The sequence below is a fragment of the Rummeliibacillus sp. TYF-LIM-RU47 genome (genome assembly GCF_008638315.1).
GTDB lineage: Bacteria > Bacillota > Bacilli > Bacillales_A > Planococcaceae > Rummeliibacillus > Rummeliibacillus stabekisii.
Genome location: NZ_VVIR01000001.1, coordinates 1,863,858 through 1,883,742 on the forward strand (window position 1 = coordinate 1,863,858; position 19,885 = coordinate 1,883,742).

16 protein-coding genes, 1 tRNA gene and 1 pseudogene are annotated in these 19,885 nt (G+C 35.3%); 4 read left to right on the forward strand and 14 right to left on the reverse strand.

Features of this window, described 5'->3' with window-relative positions:
• Positions 1-186: 186 nt before the first annotated feature.
• Together F0527_RS09410 and F0527_RS09415 are read right to left on the reverse strand one after the other, a co-directional pair.
• Positions 187-408 carry a WYL domain-containing protein gene (locus tag F0527_RS09410; protein ID WP_150284642.1) on the reverse strand — a complete coding sequence of 74 codons (222 nt, stop codon included), beginning with the start codon at positions 406-408 and terminating at the stop codon, positions 187-189.
• Between the two features lie 104 nt (positions 409-512).
• Positions 513-2,324, reverse strand: coding sequence for a DNA ligase D (locus tag F0527_RS09415; protein ID WP_223823585.1), 1,812 nt, complete (start codon positions 2,322-2,324; stop codon positions 513-515).
• Positions 2,325-2,504: 180 nt separating this feature from the next.
• Here F0527_RS09415 and ku point away from each other — a divergent pair, with 180 nt between their 5' ends.
• Positions 2,505-3,329 (forward strand): non-homologous end joining protein Ku, encoded by an 825-nt coding sequence (ku, locus tag F0527_RS09420; protein ID WP_150284644.1) that lies wholly within the window; start codon positions 2,505-2,507, stop codon positions 3,327-3,329.
• Between the two features lie 152 nt (positions 3,330-3,481).
• Positions 3,482-3,889: a hypothetical protein gene (locus F0527_RS09425; protein ID WP_150284645.1), complete on the forward strand. Its 408-nt coding sequence runs from the start codon at positions 3,482-3,484 to the stop codon at positions 3,887-3,889.
• Positions 3,890-4,311: 422 nt separating this feature from the next.
• On the opposite strand, the gene F0527_RS09430 is transcribed toward F0527_RS09425, so the two are convergent.
• From F0527_RS09430 to F0527_RS09455, 6 genes and pseudogenes are all read right to left on the reverse strand, one after another.
• Positions 4,312-5,418, reverse strand: a complete 1,107-nt coding sequence (locus F0527_RS09430; RefSeq protein ID WP_150284646.1) for a PRK06851 family protein — start codon at positions 5,416-5,418, stop codon at positions 4,312-4,314.
• Between the two features lie 585 nt (positions 5,419-6,003).
• Positions 6,004-6,261, reverse strand: a pseudogene (locus tag F0527_RS09435) (branched-chain amino acid transport system II carrier protein); the annotation flags it as partial.
• A 91-nt stretch (positions 6,262-6,352) separates the two neighbouring features.
• A complete protein-coding gene (locus F0527_RS09440) occupies positions 6,353-6,628 on the reverse strand; it encodes a hypothetical protein (RefSeq protein ID WP_150284648.1) in 276 nt (91 codons plus the stop codon).
• Positions 6,629-6,807: 179 nt separating this feature from the next.
• A complete protein-coding gene (locus F0527_RS09445; protein WP_150284649.1) occupies positions 6,808-7,899 on the reverse strand; it encodes a transglutaminase domain-containing protein in 1,092 nt (363 codons plus the stop codon).
• A gap of 401 nt (positions 7,900-8,300) precedes the next feature.
• Complete coding sequence (gene trhA, locus F0527_RS09450) at positions 8,301-8,942, reverse strand: PAQR family membrane homeostasis protein TrhA (protein WP_150284650.1); 642 nt, start codon at positions 8,940-8,942, stop codon at positions 8,301-8,303.
• A 96-nt stretch (positions 8,943-9,038) separates the two neighbouring features.
• Positions 9,039-9,764, reverse strand: a complete 726-nt coding sequence (locus F0527_RS09455) for a ZIP family metal transporter (protein ID WP_150284651.1) — start codon at positions 9,762-9,764, stop codon at positions 9,039-9,041.
• Positions 9,765-9,872: 108 nt separating this feature from the next.
• Between F0527_RS09455 and F0527_RS09460 the strand changes: the two genes are divergently transcribed.
• A complete protein-coding gene (locus F0527_RS09460; RefSeq protein WP_150284652.1) occupies positions 9,873-10,187 on the forward strand; it encodes a CHY zinc finger protein in 315 nt (104 codons plus the stop codon).
• A gap of 245 nt (positions 10,188-10,432) precedes the next feature.
• Here the strand turns inward: F0527_RS09460 and F0527_RS09465 are convergent.
• The 5 genes from F0527_RS09465 to F0527_RS09485 all read right to left on the reverse strand — a co-directional run bounded on the left by F0527_RS09465 (position 10,433) and on the right by F0527_RS09485 (position 17,167).
• A tRNA-Ala gene (locus F0527_RS09465) sits at positions 10,433-10,503 on the reverse strand.
• Between the two features lie 159 nt (positions 10,504-10,662).
• A complete protein-coding gene (locus F0527_RS09470) occupies positions 10,663-11,802 on the reverse strand; it encodes a cation:proton antiporter (protein WP_066788285.1) in 1,140 nt (379 codons plus the stop codon).
• Between the two features lie 130 nt (positions 11,803-11,932).
• Entirely contained in the window at positions 11,933-15,130 is a 3,198-nt protein-coding gene (locus F0527_RS09475) for a coiled-coil domain-containing protein (protein ID WP_150284653.1), read from the reverse strand.
• Positions 15,127-15,816, reverse strand: a complete 690-nt coding sequence (locus tag F0527_RS09480; protein WP_150284951.1) for a hypothetical protein — start codon at positions 15,814-15,816, stop codon at positions 15,127-15,129. Before F0527_RS09480 ends, F0527_RS09475 begins: the two co-directional genes overlap by 4 nt.
• Positions 15,743-17,167, reverse strand: a complete 1,425-nt coding sequence (locus tag F0527_RS09485) for a hypothetical protein (RefSeq protein WP_223823586.1) — start codon at positions 17,165-17,167, stop codon at positions 15,743-15,745. Before F0527_RS09485 ends, F0527_RS09480 begins: the two co-directional genes overlap by 74 nt.
• 243 nt (positions 17,168-17,410) lie before the next feature.
• Between F0527_RS09485 and F0527_RS09490 the strand changes: the two genes are divergently transcribed.
• Complete coding sequence (locus F0527_RS09490; protein ID WP_150284654.1) at positions 17,411-18,628, forward strand: NAD(P)/FAD-dependent oxidoreductase; 1,218 nt, start codon at positions 17,411-17,413, stop codon at positions 18,626-18,628.
• A 41-nt stretch (positions 18,629-18,669) separates the two neighbouring features.
• On the opposite strand, the gene F0527_RS09495 is transcribed toward F0527_RS09490, so the two are convergent.
• The gene (locus F0527_RS09495) at positions 18,670-19,860 is read right to left on the reverse strand and encodes a hypothetical protein (protein WP_150284655.1); all 1,191 of its coding nucleotides are present in this window, start codon (positions 19,858-19,860) and stop codon (positions 18,670-18,672) included.
• Between the last annotated feature and the right edge of the window lie 25 nt (positions 19,861-19,885).

The window sequence follows — 19,885 nt, forward strand, 5'->3', positions numbered from 1 at the left end:
CTTCTCTTTCTTTTCTCTTATTTATCCAATTACATATAAATACAGCATAATAATGGATATAAAAATATATTAAAATAATTAAATGGGAGTGATTTATTTTACAAAAAAACCTCCAAGCAAGTATACTGACGTTTTTGCTTTGAAGGTTATAATCTATATTAGAAATCCTTGAGGAGTTTTCTTTTTTTAAATCACTTTTTTCTCTTGACGGACTACTGGAAACATAGAGAGAACATTCTCAATGATAAACGTGCGTATACTACCCTTACTGAAACAATACGCTTGAAACTTGTTGCCTACAATCTTAATTACTCGAACTCGCCTCTTAGTCATTTTACCACCCTTAGCCATATATACCACCTCGATCAATTGGTTATACTGCATGGCTTTTATCAGCTGCTCTTTCATTTCACGCCTCCAAAATAAGAATATACGTTCTTATTAATTATACTGAACAAACGTACTCACTTCAATTAGTAATGTTTGGTATGGCTTTATAATAGTCGTTCTCTTTACTCACCTTTTAATCCGCTCAAAAATCGCGTTAGCGCTTCCTCGTTGTTGTTCACATTCTTCCGAAAATGACGGAATAGATCACCCTTAGCGCGTACCCTTTCGATCATTTCTGGTATTGTAAATTGGTCCGGTGTTAAGCCTGGTTTCACTTCTTCCCACTCAAGAGGAGTTGCAATAAACCCGCTTTCGTTCCCCCTCGGTGAATAAGGAGCGATAATGGTTTTTCCTTCACGGTGTTGTACATAATCCAAGTAGAGTTTTTTCCTCCTATTTTTCTTGAGCCGCTCAATTGTATAAAGTGATGGAGTTTGTTCGATTAAAAAGTCACAGATAAACTTTGTAAACAATCCTGTGTCTTCATAGGTAAAAGAATTTGCAGGTAATGGAATATAGATCTGCATTCCTTTACCTCCTGATGTTTTTATAAAAGATAAGAAACCTAGCCCATCAAAAATTACTTTCATTTGATTTGCAGCCTCAAGGGTTAAATGAAATGCTTCAACAGAGGGAGGGTCAAGATCAAAGACAATTTCCGTAGGACCATTTGAATTCACTGGCTGAAAAGGAATATGATATTCAATTGCTAGTTGATTTCCAAGCCAAAGAAGTGTTTCAACATTATTGCAATATAGCTGATTATCTTTTACTGTCACAAATGAAGGTACATGGGCTGGGGCACTTTTTTGGTAAAAGCTTTCCCCCGGCACACCATGTGGGTAACGAATTAGTGTGAGTGGACGATTGAATAAAAATGGCAATAGATAGGGGGAAATAACTTGCAAATAGTACAAATAATCATCCTTTTCAATCCTTACCAATGGGAAAATTGGTTTGTCAGGATGAGTTATTTCAACAGAGGAAGGTAAGGGGTATAGATCTTTTTCTAGTTTATGCCATGTACAATCTTCTGGCTCTATATTGAACTGAAATGCTTCAAATCTAGGCTCTCTCAATTTCCCTCCAACAAAATCGATGCAGGCAATTTTAACACCAATCGATGGAGATAGCTCCCACCGGTTTTGGTTTATTTGGACTCCATTTTGTTTGAATAACTGGGAAAGAGTTTTTATCTCCTCTTCTTTCATGCCATGTTTAAATGTTACAACTTCCACAAATTCTTTTTCACTAAGAACACTTCCTATAAAAAAGTTATTTTCCTGTTCATATGCGGTAACCATAACATTTACATATCGCCAGTTTTTTATTTTTAGCCAGCTATTGGTACGAGTATTTTCTATCCACTGGCTTGATATTTCTTTCGCAACCAATCCTTCCCCATTATATATAACTAGTTGTTTCCACAATTGATCGGGATCCTCAAAAGGTTCTACCATTTGCACTGATGCTAAATTATTCTGCATCACAGTAACCGGTAATGATACTTTTTCAAATAGTTCCTTTAGCTTTTCTTTTCGCTTTAAGAAAGAAAGATTCGTGATATCTTTTCCCTTTATTTGTAATATATCGAAAACAACAAATTGACATGGAAAATGATTGCGTTGATCATTAATTTTTTCCTTGCTACGAAGACGCGCTCTGCTTTGTACGATGGAAAATTCACTTTTGTAATCATTGGCTAAATAAACTAGCTCGCCATCCAGAGCTAATGGTAAATAACTTTTCATTTTTTCTTTAATAGATGCTAAAAAATCTAAAATCTCAGGAAATTGCTTACTTAGATTCCCTTCATTCCTGCTATATAGCTCTATATCCTTATTCCATTCAAGAATGCAGCGAAACCCATCATATTTTGTTTCAAATAGCCAGTCAGCACCAGAAGGAATAGTCTCTGTAGCAGTTAAAAGCATTGGTTTCAAAAGAGTGCACCTTCTTTCTTTTTCCATTTAACCTGAATCAACTAGCATTAATTACGTCCCCATTTTGTTAGATATGAAAAGCTTATACGCTCAGTAGTTTTCACTTAATTTAATTTGACATACATAAAACCTAACATCCATTCAATACTAAAGGAAAAGAGGGTGATGATTATGCATACCGTTTGGAAAGGAAGTATCAGCTTTGGATTGGTAAATATTCCAATCAAATTGCATGCTGCAACAGAAAACAAAGATGTGAAGCTACGCCAGCTTCATAAAAAATGCAATACTCCAATCAGCTATAAAAAGGTGTGTGAGGGCTGTGATCAAGAAGTCACAGAGGATGAAATTGTTAAAGCATATGAGTATGCAAAAAACAAGTTTGTGGTATTAGATCAAGAAGAACTTGAGAATTTACGAAAAGAAAATGAAGACAAGGCAGTAGAAATAATTGATTTTGTAAAACTTCAAGAAATTGATCCAATCTATTTTGAAAGAAGTTACTATATGTCACCAGATGCGAATGGCAGTAAAGCATACACTTTATTAAGAAAAACGCTAGAAGAATCAGGTAAAATCGGAGTGGCCAAGATAATTATTCGTTCAAAAGAACAATTAGCCATCGTAAGAGTGTTTAAAGATGCACTTGTAATGGAAACAATTCACTTTCCAGACGAAGTAAGAAGCATCGGTGAAGTACCAAACATTCCAAGTGAACAAACTGTTGTTCAAAAAGAATTGGACACTGCTTTACTATTAGTGGATCAACTCACAACAGCATTTGACCCTAATAAATATCAGGATGAATATCGTCTGCGTTTGATGGATTTAATTGAAGAGAAAAAAGCAGACAGTACGGTTACTGCATCTGAAGCTAAGCGGCCTTTGCCTGATAATGTCACGGATTTGATGTCAGCATTACAAGCATCCCTTGATAAAACAAAGCCGAAGAAAACAACACGTAAACGCAAAACTTTGAAAGAAAAAACTTCTTAAGTTAAAGGCCTTCAGAGATAATTCTGAAGGTCTTTTAGTATTTCCTTATTAAGTCGATTTCAAGATGCCTTAAAATGTTTAATTCTAAAGACATACTTAGAGCACTTTCATTATATATTAAAGAAATCTGTTCTAAGAAAGTGAGGATTAAAATGGAAAGGCCAGCGGGAGTTACTTATATTAGCTTTTTATTCATCTTAGGAAGCACTTTCTTAATATTCATTACTTTTTTTACCCAGCAGTTGCCTCTTTCAATTGAACACGCACCTATCCTCGGCATTTCTGACTTTCCAGAGGATTTGCTTTGTATATTGCTAGCCAGCATTGTATCGGGCATAGCATACGGCTATATGCAATTAAAGAAGTGGGCATATATTGGAATGATTATTTTTTGTCTATTGAGTTGGTATACATTTTTTCTCGGTTCTCATTCCTTCTTTAATCTTTTCGGCACTCTTTTTGTTGCTTGGACTGTAATAGTGATGGTGTATACATTGCTTCAGTATAAATCTTTCTTTAAGCCTGATAGAAAAGTCGCTCAACAAAAGAAATTTTTATAGTTCGACAGAAATCCTTTTTACTTGCCCTTTTATCTCATTCTGGTGAATCATGTCGAATGAAGTACAGGGATTGTTTACTTTTTAATTAAGTAGCACTTTAACTACCAGCCAAATTTCGACAACGGTTATTCGACATTGAGTTTCATTCATAATAATTATGTAAACTATTAAATTTATTTCAGCTTGTGAACCACAATTTATTATTAAAGATAAAAGCTCCAACTTAATGCAAAAAGCATCAAATTGGAGCTTAATAAAGATAACCCAACTAATCGTTATTTAAGCTTCTCAATAATAAGTTGAATAACCTTTTCCTGTGTTTCTTTAATAGTTAGCATTTCGTTCCCCAATTTTTCTAACTCTAATATCAGTTGTTTTAATGTCTCATCAAGTTGGTGTTGTTATTAGGGGCTGAGGGTTTATTACAATCTATTGAACACTTCAGCTTTATTTTGAATAGCTTCCTCTAATTGAGTTGTAATTTGGTCGACAATCTTAAAATCAGTAGCATTTACATAAATGTTTTCTAGTTTTTCATGTGCATTTTTTGCTTTTGCCAAGTAGACTGTCGCTTCATCCATTGAACTTTTATAGGCTTCTTGAATCTCTTGAAGTTCGCTTTCATATTTTTCGTCTGTACCCGAAGTGATGGCTAGGTTATATAAATCAATGATTTCATCACCTTCCCGGGTAGGAAAATATTCATGAGGCGCTGTGCTATCAAAGATTGCTATACCCAATTCTCTAAAAATCAACATATCTAGACTGTTTGGATCAAAACCACAATGGTATATTTCTACGTCAAAGCCCTTAGCTTTCGCCGTTTTAGCTAATCTTTTGAGTAGTGTAGATTTACCAGTACCTGGTCTTCCTTTTAAGAAATAGCGCTTGCGCAGACCTTCTGTAAGGTTTGGTACAAAATCCACTGCTCCGATAGGTGTTGCAGCACCTAAGAATCTATGAAAGATTGCAGAATCTTTATTTAAAGTTAGATCGCCAAAAAATTGTTTTTGAAGATCTTCTGCTAATTCATCTAACTGATCGTAGTCTGTATTGCTGATAAATATAGCTTCCCATTCATCATGGATTGCAAGCGCCTTGTTATAGTTTTCATACGCAGTAGTATAAGCTTGTTGTTTTTCAGCAGATAATTGTTGAATGACATCCTTATTTTCTGCAAGCTGTTTGGTATCCCATGCTGCACTTAGATTAACGTATTCCTCAACAGCACCCGGAATCTTTGGCTCAATTACATGGGGTGCTGTTCCATCAACTATTCCAATCTTTAAAGAAGGGATGACTATACCATCCAATGAATCAGCATCTGATGAACAGTGAAGATATTCTGTATCAAAGCCTGCTGCCACCATTGACCCAGCAATCTTCTTCATTAAAGTCGACTTGCCGTTTCCTGGTCCTCCCTTTAAGATGTATAACTTTTCTAACTTGTTAAGTGCAGATTCAAATAAACTATAAAAACCCTTTGAGGTATTGCCTCCTGCAAAATAATGAAATTCATTTCCTTTCAATGATGTATTGCCCCTCTCATAGTAGATGTATTACTTAATTAGCATATGCTAAGGGGTGCCTATAGGTGACTGCCTAGCAAATTTAAAAGCGGGGAAACATTACTTCATCTAAAAATTGCTGATTTCTTGTCCTCAAAAGAAATAAATCATACTCAACTCTAATTTTATTCTACCTATTGTATCTTCTCTAATTTTATTCTACCTAATGTATCTTCTCTAATTTTAATTCTTCCTTTTCCCGATCTTCAAAAGCATCATTTAATTCATGATCAGATGATTTCTTTCTATATAATAGACCGCCTGCTACAAATCCTAAAATGGCGTGAACCAACCAAGCAAATCTATTCTAACTGAGTGGCAAATACTCTAAGCCATTAAATAGCAATGGCACGTTAATGCCTATCCCTCCAAATGTCTCAACAAGACTAACAATAAACGTCAAAAGTATCGCTCCTCTTAGGAACCTGAATTAGGTATGAACCGATTGAATGTACCAAGCAAGATTAATACAATGCGACGTCAGACATGCCAAAGCAATGGCGATCGCTAAGAGTACACCTCCAAAGTCCCCCAAGATTGTGTGGACTAGCTCCGAAACAAGCGCTGTATCAGCCAATCTTTTGGAAATACACTGCTCCCTGTAGCCCCAAGGTATAACAAACCTCCATAGACAATGAATAAGCCTGCCCCAGCAATTGCTACTCCTCGCCATGCTATCTTTTTCATAGAAGCACCTTTATAACCATATCCAACTATGGCAGCGATAAAGATGGGTGCACAGAAAATGCCTGTTACGACATCTCCAGTTTGGTATGCATGAATAAAGGCATTCAAAAAGCATCTTTCACTGAAGGAGGAGCCGGCATACCAATTGGACTAAACATACCTTTAAAAACGATGATGACTAAAACAATAAGAATAGGTGTTAGCCATTTCAGGAAGAATATGAAAAACCACTCTGAGCGGTTAATCGCTGGGTTACACCACACAGCGGCTCCCCTGATTGAAGCACGCTTAATATGGTACTTTCTTCGTTAGGTAAATCTTTATATAGATGGGTCACTTTTTCCCCAATGAAGTTCTCAGTTTTAAATCCTAAATGTTGAAGTATAGATAGATCAGCCATATCATAAAAGATTGTTCTTCCTTCTTCATTAACGATCAAAATATTCTCATAATCATGTAGAGGCGTAATTCCTTGTAAGTGCATCCCTCGCACTCCTTTTGGATATTTTTCTATTATAATATAACAATTTTCAAAACTCTGGACGTAACCAAACTTTATAGAACTAGTAAAAAACCTTTCAAACTATAAGCAGTTCGAAAGGTTTGATAAAAGTTAATCTAAATATATACTAGACTTTTTAATACATTTAACCATTTTGCAATTCATTTGCTGGCTGACTCTGTATATTGGTTAATGCTTGCGAAAATCGTTCCGCTATATTGTGTTCCATCTTCTTTCACTTTGGACATATTGCCTGTGTAGTCTTTTAATAGTAACCAGTTGTCCTTTGCCTCTATATTTTGTAGAGGCATCACGTGCTGAAGAAGAACTGATTTTTGACTTGTTGTTGTATTCCACTTATATAGGTTTGATTCATTTGGTAATGTATAAAAAACATTATTGTTGTCTACTGCAAATGCTTGAGCATTCATCAAACCTTCGTATTTTTTGCTTTTCGCTTGAAAAAGCGAGTCATAATTCCACATATGATCTTTTGCAAGTTGATTATCACTAATCAAAAAGTAGTTAAGTCTGTAACGTTCACCTCGGTCAGGCATAGGGTCATTCCAAGTGATATCAAGGTTGTACCATTTACCATCCAGCTTTACTTTATTCCAGGCATGGTTTTCACCTTTAACTTTACCTGTAATGTATTTGGTTTGCAGTCCTGATTCTCTTAAAAGCAAATCTGCAGCTAATGCGTACCCTTGGCATACTGCTTTATGGTCAAATAATGCAGCATATGCAGAATGACCACCATGAGTTGCATTTTCGCTATACTCAATATGGGAGGCCAAATAGCCATTGATGAAAAATACCTTTTCAAAATCCGTCATCTTCTGAATATGATTATTTTGAATTATTTTTTTTACTTTGTGGTGTATCTTTTTCTCTTGATCTGCAGTAGTTAAATAGAATGTTTTTATTTCGATTTTAGTAAAGCCCATATTGGAAGATATATAGTAAGAGTAACCATCTAAATTGCCAAAACCATAATTGCCGACAGAACTTATTTCTTTGAAGACGCTTTTCAGCTGTTGTTCTGCTTCTTTAGCCTTATAGATGGGGTATTTTGTTTGAATGGTGAACTCTGGTTTTACTTCATTCAAGTTTTTTAAGATTTCGTGCTTTAATTGCTGCTGTGACTCAACTTTCGGCGTACCACCTGATGCATATACATTTAAATGGATATAATAAATGGCAGCACCTAAAAAAATGAAGATTCCAAGCAATACGGCAAGAAATTTCTTCATATGCTTTCCTTCTTTCAATATTATAATCTATCAAAAACATATCATTTTAAGTGAATCTATATATTAACTATAATACAAAATCACTAAATTGAAAGAAGCATATTTTGCCACTCTATCCAACGTATTGTTTATGTTATGCAGTATCTTGATATTTGCCACAAGAAAAGATACTGAGACAAGAGTATTTTAGGTATTAAAAAAACCGAACTCTATGTGAAATCAATTTCACATTTGCCGGTTTTCTTTTAATAATTTTTCTCTTGAATGTAGTCATAATGAAAAACTTACATAAAATTACGATCATCCGTGTTCCGTTCCATTTATAATGATTATATAAAGTTCAATTATTCAACATTGGAAGGAGCTATTTTTTATGTTCCAGCCTTTTGCGCTTTTGAAATTTATAAATAATCAATAATACACCAATACATCGATGCACTACCTGCTAAGACAAACAAATGCCAAATTGCATGGTTGTAGGGAATTTTATTGTTTTGGTAAAAATAAGCACCGACTGTATAAAAAATGCCACCTGTTAGCAAAATCAAAAATCCCATCCATGTAATATGAGCAACTAATGGGTTAATAGCAATAACTACAAGCCATCCCATACTTATATAGAATAATAAGGATAGCTTTTTGTAGCGATAGATGAAGAAACATTTACAGACAATTCCAATACATGTGAGAATCCATTCAATCAAGCAAATGGTTATGCCTAGCTTGCCCCCAACCCCAATTAGTGCGATTGGCGTATATGTACCTGCTATGAAAAGATAAATAGAAAAGTGATCTAATTTTGAAAAAACATGCTTATATTTCTTGAATCCGTGAAATAAAGTGGAAGACAGATAAAGAATCATCATTGTTAATCCAAATACTATAAAGCTTGCCATATATATTGATGATGAAACAAGATTCGCTTTGTGCATTAACAAAAATAAAGCGGGAATGGAAAGCAAAAATCCTACACCATGTGTGATGACATTCCAAAACTCCTCGTTATGATTATCGTGTTCTGTCATATTTATTGATTCGCTCATAACTTTTCCCCCTTTTGTTATTGCTTGTATAATTATTATGAGAGTAATTAGGTATTTTTCCAACTGCCCAATGTCATTCATCGACTATTACAATTATCATATTGGTGGAAAAAAGAAAAGAAAACTTGCCATGACGAACATACCCAAAATAAGATATTTCAAAACATATAAAAATGAAGTGCGTCCTGCTGCTTCCATTATAATTTCCTTCCAAACTACGCTTATAATCATTCCTATAGAGAAACTTAGAAGAATAGCCCAAAAAATTGGATAGGACGCTCCAATGATACTCCCAAGAATTGCTCCAAGTCCTACTGGAAATGACACTGCTAGCAGAATGAATATGTGTCTTTTAAATGATATCTTTGCAAGCGATAAAGGAATAAATATTGCCAGCCCTTCAGGAATATTATGTAAAATAATAGGAAACAGTAATGAACTACTCATTCCAGTTGTTTCGCCGAATCCTAATGACAAACCTAGAGGTAGATTGTGAATTGCTATACTTAAGGCTAAAATAGCTCCTGCCCTACCATGTTGCTCCCTTTGAAAATTCATTGATTCCATCTCACCATGCATGAATCCATGCAATACGCTAAACGCAATAATTCCCCAAAATACACCTATGCCAAATATCAACACACCACTTAACTGTAAGCTTTCTGGAATGATTTCGATAAAAAGCAGCCCCAGTAGAATACCTGCGCAAATGCCATTAATAGCAGCCGCTTTTCGTATTGTTCCTTTAAAAAGAGTTGCAAGTATACCTCCAACACCAAGGCCGCTGGCAGTTGCCAAAAAACCAATAATTCCTATCCCCATCTATCCACCTCCACATTCTGTTAAATATATGGATGTAAACTTCATTTTATTCAAGTTGTTGGAAAGGGATATGTTACAATTGTAGAAAAACTTAAAGGAGATTGTAAATTGCGAGTCTTAGGAAATGTTATTGATCAAGAAACACGATGTACTCACTATCATACAGTTCTCGATGTCATTGCTATCAAATTTGCTTGCTGCGGCGAATATTATCCTTGTTATAAATGCCATGATGCAAACGCCAATCATCCAATTCAAAAATGGACTAAAGAAATGTTTGATGTACAAGCCATATTATGTGGGGTTTGTAAAACTGAGCTCACTATTCATCAGTATATGCATTCAAATCACTGCCCCTCTTGCAATGCAAAGTTTAATGACGGCTGTGTAAATCATTACCCGATTTATTTTGATATGGATTGATAATTTTTAAAATTTAATTGACCCGTTTCTACTATAAAAACCGACGTATATGTGACATTAAATATATTTTGGTTTAATTTTTTATTATCATCTTTTCTCCTTTGCATTTGTGTACTTAACGCTGTTTGAACATTGGCTTTTAAATGATTTATCCAAAAAACCTAAAAAAACACCCCACAATTCAAATTACTGAATTGATGGAGTGTGTTGGTTAAAAAATCGACCTAAAAACAACGTAATTTTAATGGAGATAAGGGGAATCGAACCCCTGATTCCACAATGCCATTGTGGCGTATTCCCGCTATACTATATCCCCGAGAAAATATTTGGAGTTTGCTAATGCCCCGTTTTTATAGATTTATTATATATTATTCTCTGTGTTTCAAACAAGAGAATATTATCTTGTTATTAGTTAGAAATAATCTTAAGTCTATAGACAAAACGCCCAATCATATGATTGAGCGTTTTTTGTATTCTAATTTTCTTGTCTCTTCCCAAATATTCCTTTAAGGAGTGGTGGTGTAGCTAATGTTGTAATAACGACAACAATAATCATTGGCGTATAATACTCTGTTGGCAATAGTTTTGAATCTAGTCCCATTGCTGCAATAATTAATGCTACCTCCCCACGAGATATCATACCTGCTCCGATACCCATTGATGATCGCATAGAAAAGCCTGACATTTTTGCGCCAAGACCCGACCCGATGAATTTCGAAAGAAGCGCAATCAATGAAAATACAACGATAAGCCATATTTGATTTCCGATACCTGCAAAACTAACGGATAAGCCAATGCTTACGAAGAAAAATGGTACAAATAAGCCATTTGCAATCGGCTCAACCTTTTCCTCAATTTCCTCTTTAAATTTGGTCTGAGATATGGCAATCCCCGCGAAAAACGATCCAATAATCGCTGCAATGCCTAGAGAATCTGCGAAATAGGCAAAGCCAAAGCAAATAATTAACGCACCACTAAGCAATGGCACTGTTACTTTTAATTTTGAAAACAGTCTCAAAAACGCAGGTACAACCCAGATTGATACTAAAATAATGATAGCAAAGAAGATGACTTTTTTACCTATCAACCAAGTAATGCTAACATCAGAGTCCCCAAAGAAACTCATTGCTACTGCCAGCATGACGACGACAATAATATCATCTAAAACTGCCGCACCTAGCAAAGTAGAACCTTCTTTACTATTTAACCAACCAAGTTCTTTTAATGTTTGGACCGAAATGCTGACAGAAGTAGCGGATAAAAGCAATCCTATAAATATAGCTTGCGCTGTTGATAAACCATAATAAATGGATCCTGCATATCCCAATAAAATAGGAACAATGATACCACCTACTGCAACTAGTAAAGCAGCCTTTTTGTTTCGATTTAAATCCGATAAATTTGTTTCAAGTCCCGCCAAAAACATAAGGAGGATAACACCGATTTCACTGAATTGTTTCACAATATCCGTATCGTCAATCCATCCTAATAAAGCAGGTCCAATAACAATACCAATAATAATCTTCCCTAATACAGATGGCTGCCCTAGCCTAACACTCAAATGGCCGGCCAATTTAGTCGCTAGTAATACAAGCACAATTTGTAAAATAAACATATTTTCCCTCCTTGAAAATAAAAAAACACATGGCGGTGCCAGATTGACTGACTCCACCATGTGTTACATTTAAATATTAATTTATATACCTAGTATACTATACTCCATGCCAACTGTAAAAGAATAAGTCTTATTTTACAAGCTGAATACCTTTGATTGCACTTTCCACTTTTACTGCGTCATGCTGGACGATGAAAACCTTGCTATACTTTTCATAGTACCTGTCATCATGTGCTTTAGGTGACAGGATAATAAGCTTGCGCTCTAGTTCTCTAGCATACAATTCAAAAACTTTTTCTTTTCGGTTTTCATCTAATGCACTATCAAATTCATCTAGTATTATATAACCTGGTGTTGTATCTAAATGTTGCAATAAGGTGAGTGCAAATAGGAGTGAGCTTAATGATTCTTCCCCGCCCGATACACCCTTTCCATATTTTCCATTTCTCGCTTTTACACTCACATCTTCTAGCCTTCTGCCATGACCCGCTTTATGCGCCTTTACATATAATTTAAAAATAGCTCGTCCCCGTTTGTCTTCATATCGTTCCCACATGATTTCGCTTTCGAAGTTAAATAGGCTCATATAGGCTTGGAATTTTATGTTCAAAGCTTCAACAAGTACATGGACCGTTGTATCCAACTTATCTTCTTTATCTACTAACAAAAGCCTTTTTTCTTCTACTAATTCTTCCATCAAAGCGGCATTATATTGTTTTTTCTCGTACTCTTCTTTCCGTTTTTTATAGTTTTCTTCGGCTTGTGGATCAACTTCTCCCTTACGTGCATTTTCAAAGGCAACTCGCGCTTTTTCATTTTCCGAGAGCAGTATTGGCATCGACTGGCTAGTATCAATTTGCTTCTGCATTGCTACTTTGTATAAATCAGGAATTAGGTGTTTTAGCTCCTGCAGAAGAATTTCGTAGCGGGTAATTTCCGCTTGATTAGCTTCTATTTTTTCTTCTAAATGTGTTCTATCCTTCTCCACATTAGTCATTTCCCGTTTATTGTCATCTATATCAAACCCTAAATCTCTTATATTGCGGTTAAAATCTCTTGTAAAGTCATGCAATGATTGCACTTTAACATAATACTCTTCTTTACTTGCTCTAATAAGATGTAATTTGTCTAGTATGTCTCTTTCTTCTTGTTCTAGGTTGGTTAATTGTTGCTGTTCTTCTTTTAATTCACCAATCCGCGAATAAATATCAAGTTGTTGCTCTAGAAATTGCATACGGTGCACTACAAATGCGAACTCTTGCTGTAGCTGTATTATTTTCTCTTGTACATCCTCTGATTGATTTTGCTGTTCTTCCAGCTGCTTGTTTATTTCTGCAATAAGCTTTATCTTATCGTTTCGTTGGTCTAGCTCTAAATTGAATGCTTCTGCTTTTTTTACATCTTTTAATACACTTTGCAAGTCACCAATTTCTTTTTCATATTTGGCTAAATTGACATTGATGTCCAATTTTTTTTGTTGATTTTGTTCGAATTTTTTTTGTAGTAAAATCAATCTTTCTTCTGAGGATCTCGGACTAAGAATGAATGTATCCTTTTCCTGTCTCCCTCTGACGCCTCGTACATCTTCAATGCCATTTATCTTCAAGAGAGGGGTGGTTTGTAAAAATTGATCCACCCAAAAAAGTACTTTTGATGCTAAAATCACTTCTTGCTCTTTGAGTCCCTTTTTTATTTTTAATTTTATTGTCGGCAAACTGTCTATAAACTTAGTTGGTATAATGGATGGCAAAGGCACATGGTATAAATCATTCGCGGGCTCACATGTCCTTGCCATGTAAAATATAGTGTATTTAATAGGGTCAAGCACTATTTCATCTTTCAAAGTTGCACGTTCATCTAACTCTACTAAATCTCTCAATGTATAGGTAGTGATTCCTTGTTTCCTAAGGATCGATATTGCATCTAATTGGCGACGGGATAGCATTTTATCTTGTTTTAGCAACTTAATTTCTTCAGTCAAAATTGTTTCTGCTTCTTCAATCCTTGGCAATTCTTTTGCTAAATCATTATATTCTTTTTTATTCTCCAATAGCTTTACTTCTACTTGATGGCTGCTTATGTAAAGAGATAATATATTTTGATAGTCGTCTTCTCGCTCATCAAGAGACTGTATCGATAATTCTTCTTGTACTTTTCTATACTGTAAGTCATTGATTGTCCTGGAATGAAGCTTTTTTGAATGTAAGAATGAATCGATATCTTTAGCCAGCTGTTTCTCTCGTATTTTACACTTGTCCATTTCTACGACTATTTCTTCTTCGGTATACATCATTTTTTTTCGGAGTTGTTCTGTGTCTTTCAATTTTTCTTGTAATCGTTGAATTTGTTTTTTTATAACTTCATTTTTTTGATTTAGCTTTTTTTCACTGTTCTTTAATTGTTGAATGTATTGCTCTGCTTCGTTCAGTTGCTGTTGTTTCATTGTCTTTCTATCCTTTAATTCTGCCAACTGCTGTTGCATGATGTCTCGTTTTTCTACTAGTCCATTTATATATTTTTCCTTTATGGCTATATCTTCTTCATGTTTATTTTTTTCGAATCGTAATTTTTCTCGAATACAGTGCATTAACCATATATGTTTCTCTCCATTTTTTTTCAGCGTTTTTTTATTATTACTAAAGTGTTTATAGGCATCCTCTGCCATTTTTAATTGGCTTTCGATTAACTTCAGATTGCCAATTGTTAACTTAAAATCTGCTTCCATCTGTTTATAGGTTTCAACGGTCGCTTCCCATTCCCTTTGCAAGTCTACTATATGGTACATTTCACTCAACCGCCGAAATCGCTCTTCAGGCGACATAGCCGCAAATTGATTGACTTCGTTTTGATACCAAATAAGGTAATAAACATCTGGATGAATTTTATATTTAAATTGCAAATCTTCTCGATACATGGATAGATTTCTACCTTCGTTATCGCCTGATCGATATGTCGCTATCAACTTCATTTCATCCGGATATTCCCCTGTATACACAGCGTATTGCCGTTGGATCATATTTCCTGGCTTTTGTTGAATCAAAAGCTGAAAACCTACATACGGCGCAGCGTCAATCAGTGAAAGACCAGTATTATGGAATGTTAGAAACACCTCTGCATTCCATGTTTGGTTAGGAGCCAAGTTGGCCGATCGGAGCCCTTCAATTTCAACTTGAGAAGAGTACAATACAGCCCCAATCGCGAATGTAATAGTGGATTTACCTGCACCATTTGGACCAGCAATCAATACATGTTCACTATCTCTACCAAAAGAGATTTTCGTTGGTCTATAATCTCGTATGCCACTAAATTGCAAACTGTATGGGATCATTGGTTCTCCTCCTGCTCATATAAATTATAGCGTCTAAAGAATTTAACCACTTCTTCCTTGCTTAACTGGGAAGATTGAGCAAACTCTGTAGCTCTTCTTAAGAAAGAATTAGAAAACATATGCACCCCGATCGCCGTTACCTTGTATGCCTGTTCCTGTTGTGTTCGCTGTACTTCTTCTACAGCACCAATCTTTTTTAAAATATCTATATTATTTTGCAGTTTACGACTTGCATGCTGCATTTCGTGCCCAAAGTCAGTCAGTAATTGCTGGAGTAGCGTAAATTCATGACTTAAGACCTCTTGTTGATAAAACATATAGAGTAATATGGCAAGCGCCTCTTTATTTAAAGTAGTTTTTGCTTGTTTAGCTGGTATACGCATCATGATAATCAACTGGTCTCTTTTTTCATCATAAATCACTTTAAAATATCTAGAGATTGCTTGATTTAAGCGATTGATAAATGAGTAAAATGCTTGATCATCATTTTTAATACCTAGCATTTTTTCAGCTTCTTTTCTCTTCAATCCGTAATTTTGACCTCGAATGGCAGAGGAAGAAGAGAACAATAGCTGCATAAATACAAGCTCCTCTTCTGTTGTTAGAAATGCTCTAAGATTTTGCAACATCGTTAACGGATTTAGATTCTGGGTTGTATTGCTTAATTGTAAATTTTCTATCGTCATCATTAATCCACTCCCATTCCTTGTCGTATGTTTGCACTGCTTTTTTTGATTCCTCTGTTATTTTGTGATTGCCTACTAATGCAGACAGCGCGAGCATTGTCCGAATGCTGTCTCCCCAGCCCGGAGATGCTGATTCTATAATCAGCTGTTCTACTTCAGCTTCTTCATTATTTTCTAAGTACTGTTCTACATTATCTGTTGAAATCATGGCTTTGGTCATTTGCCATGATGCTTCTTGAAAAGCTTCATCTATTTCATCTTGATTGATTAATAACTCCTCAAATAATATTTCACTTTGCTTTATATCTTCATCTAAGATTTGAGGTTCATAGTTCTCCAAATAGTCGATACTGTCCTCAATATCTAAATGACTGATGGGTGCTGTAAATTTTATGGGCAACCATATACCATCAATTACTTCATCTTCATAAAGCCCCTGCTCCATAAAGCTCAGAATTTCGTGAGCATTCGGAATATTAGAGTCGTTAGGAGGCTCGTACATCGCAATGATAAATTGACGTACTTTCTCAAGTGAAATGTTTCCTGTCAAAGGGGTATCTTTCATCAAAGTAAAACGATTATATTTATTTAACAGACTACTACTTAAGGCTGTCCCCTTTTTGATGGAAGATTTCCCTCTGCTAATAAGTGGGCTTTGATTTAATACCTCTTCTTCTAATAAGCGTTCGGATAACTTTTTATCAAGTTCCATCATGAGAAAATGAATTTTTTCTAACTGAGGCAATGCGTTTTTATCTGCCAAGAACTCTAATTGCCTTGATTCGATTTGGTCTGTTGCATCTTCTAAATTTTGAATCATTGAAGCTAACGTATGATCACCAGATACTCCCTGAGAATCGTATGCTTCACTAATCTCTGTGTCTCGCTTAGCTTGATATAGCAAACGTGAGATATCATCTTGCATATGGTAAGCAAGTGAATCATTAGCTAGCCTGATTAATGAGTCGATCATCCTTTTGCCTCGGTCAAGTAATTTTAGCTGCGTTGACTCCTTAGAAATCCAGCTGTGCTTTGAAAGCGTATTGATAATCTGTTTAACTCGCTCATTAGATGGCGCTACACCCTCCTGATAATACTCGCAGTAGCGAGAGAGTAACATCTCTTCACCATCAATAGCTTCCGCTAAGCCAACTGCTTGTAGTTTTAGCAATTCGAGCACACGCAAAAACTGAATAATTTCCAATGGTGATTGATACATTTGTTTGGCAGATAGTTCATTTAATACACCGGAAAGTGAAGCAATATCCCGCATAGTTTTATGAAATTCCCCACGTTCAATGTTCTCGTTAAAAATTGAAATAGACTTCATATTTTTTAAAGATTCCAACATTTCCACACATTACACCCCCAGTTATTTTTTATTTTATGAAAATGTCATTAATTAGAGCATACTTCAATCACTGTAGGTGAAAAGTAGCTATATAAATGCGCCTATGTTGTTCAACTCTATACATGCACTTTTTAACAACCTGTTAGCTGTATCTTATTCTATATATAACTATATCATAGCACGTTACACGTTACACTTTAAGAGAAAGAGGGTAAAAACTCCTATAGAAAGCGAGTGAATAAAATGGAAATACATGACGGAAAACTTTATTGGCCAAATACAGTGCCTTCTTTTGAACCGAAAGAAGTAACACCATCTAAAAGTTATGATGCTATTATAGTAGGCGGGGGCATGTCTGGCTGCTTAACTGCTTATGCGCTTGCAAAAGAAGGTTTACAGGTTGCTATATTAGAGAAAAGAGCATTTGGAGAAGGTAGTTCGAGCGCCAACACAGGATTGCTTCAATATGAGAATGACATTATGCTCTGTGAGTTAATTGATAAAATTGGTGAGAAAGCAGCTATATCTTTTTACAAGTCGTGTGATACAGCCATGAACGATTTAGAGGCTTTGGCTGTCCAATTGCCTGATGAAGCAGATTTTATACGAAGACCTAGCATCTGCTATGCAAGTGCAAGTACGGAAGAGGATATTTCTAAAATACAGCGCGAATATAAAACTTTACAAAAGAATGGATTTGATTGTAGCTATTGGAATGAGGATGAAATAGGCAGTAAGATGCCATTTACAAAACCTGCCGCCCTTTTAACATACCATGATGCAGAAGTGAATCCATTAAAACTAGTATTTGGTGTATTACGAAAAATTGAAGATCTCGGTGGTCACCTATTATCGTTTACTTCTGTATTAGATGTTGAAGAAAACGGCGAACTTCTATCCGTTAAAACATCAGATGGTGTTTTCAGTACAAAGCATATTGTCTATACAACCGGCTATGAGCCAACACCAGTAGGTAAGAGAAAAGGCGCCATCCTCAACCGTTCATATGTCATTGTAACAAAACCAATCAAGGACTTAACAAGTTGGTATCAAAGAGCACTCATATGGGAAACAAAACGTCCTTATCTCTATTTGAGAACTACGATAGATGGTTCAATTATTGTCGGCGGTTTAGATGAAGAGAATCCCAATAGTGATATAAGCGATGAACTGCTAAAAAAACAATCTCAAAAGCTGCTTGAGGAAGCACAGAATTTATTTCCAACGTTGCCTCTAGAGATTGCATATTCCTATGTTGCGACATTTGGAGAATCGAAAGATGATTTACCATTTGTTGGAGAACACCCTACGAATAAGCATCAATATTACCTATTAGGATATGGAGGCAATGGAACAGTGTATAGCATGATGGGCTCTAAAATCATTCGTGATTTGATCCTTCATAAGTCCTCTTGGAAAACGAAGACAATCCAAGTGAACCGCAAATACGGCATATCCTAAGATCTTCATAAAAAAAACGATTCTCCTTAGAGAATCGTTTTCTAGTTTAATATTTCAATGCTAGTTAAAAAGTAATCTTTATCATTTTGAGGGATTAAACCATTCATTTTGATTTTTTGAAGTTTTTCTCTTTTTGTCGAAGACAAGTTATATGTTTCTATAAAAAAGTTCCCTTCCTCATCTGAATAAAGATGGTGGATTCGGCCATTTTGGAATCTAACTTGCTCAAGCCTGTGATTCGCTATTGACTCAAATTCTAAGTTCAAATATTTCTGTATTTTTCCATCCCTACAATTATACCGATACACTTCTCCTAAACCATTTACATAATAAAAATGATTTTTGTATAGATAAGAAGAATGGTTAAAGTTATTAGGCAATCCATTATCTACTTGTTCTTCTGAACGATAGCTGATAAATGGCTTAATTTCCGTTTCTTTTGTTTGCCTATTATAAATAATCAACGAAAGGTCTTCTCGTTTTTCTGATTGATAATCCGTCATCACAAAATAGTAGCTGTTTTTATCGGCCATAATCGGACTTATTATATCTAGATTAGATGGATGTTTTAATGGAAGTTCTGTTAGTTTTATAACTTTGGCCTCTTTTTCTCGAAGAAATACCTCTTGCAATGAAAAATGATCATTAATTAAATTTTGGGTGAGTACAACTAAACGATCTGATAATTCCCCTACACCAGAGATAAAGCTAGGGACTTGTGATACGTGGAATCGTTTCTCTTTACTATTGCCAAAACGAATAGATGTTTTGTAATCATATTTCGTGCTGAAACCTGTATTATACAAGCTATAAAACTGATCCGTTGCTGGCAGATAACCCGATTTTATACCTCTCAATTCGCTAGGCATCTTTTGTTTTTTTGTATTCTTTCCGATTAAAAAAATTTGATTAGCGTCTTCTATATAAAGCTTCTTTTTATGATAGTATGTACTTCCGCTTTCCACTCCGTCTAATCGCAAACGTTGTGCATTGCCATCCTCATCTATAAAAATAGCTTGCCCGCTCCCTTTTCCCTCTTGGAGTAGTTCTGTTGTGTGAGAAGCATATAAAACAGCCTGCTGTTTATGTAAAAAATCTTTCTTCCTTATATCCTGAAATGTGAGGTTCGTTTTAGCACTTGTTTTTGTTGTTTTGAAATGACGAAAACCAAATATTCCTCCTAAAAGGACTAACACTATGCCGATAAACACGGTGATTTTCTTGAAGCTCATATATGCCTCCTGATTCATTTTCATT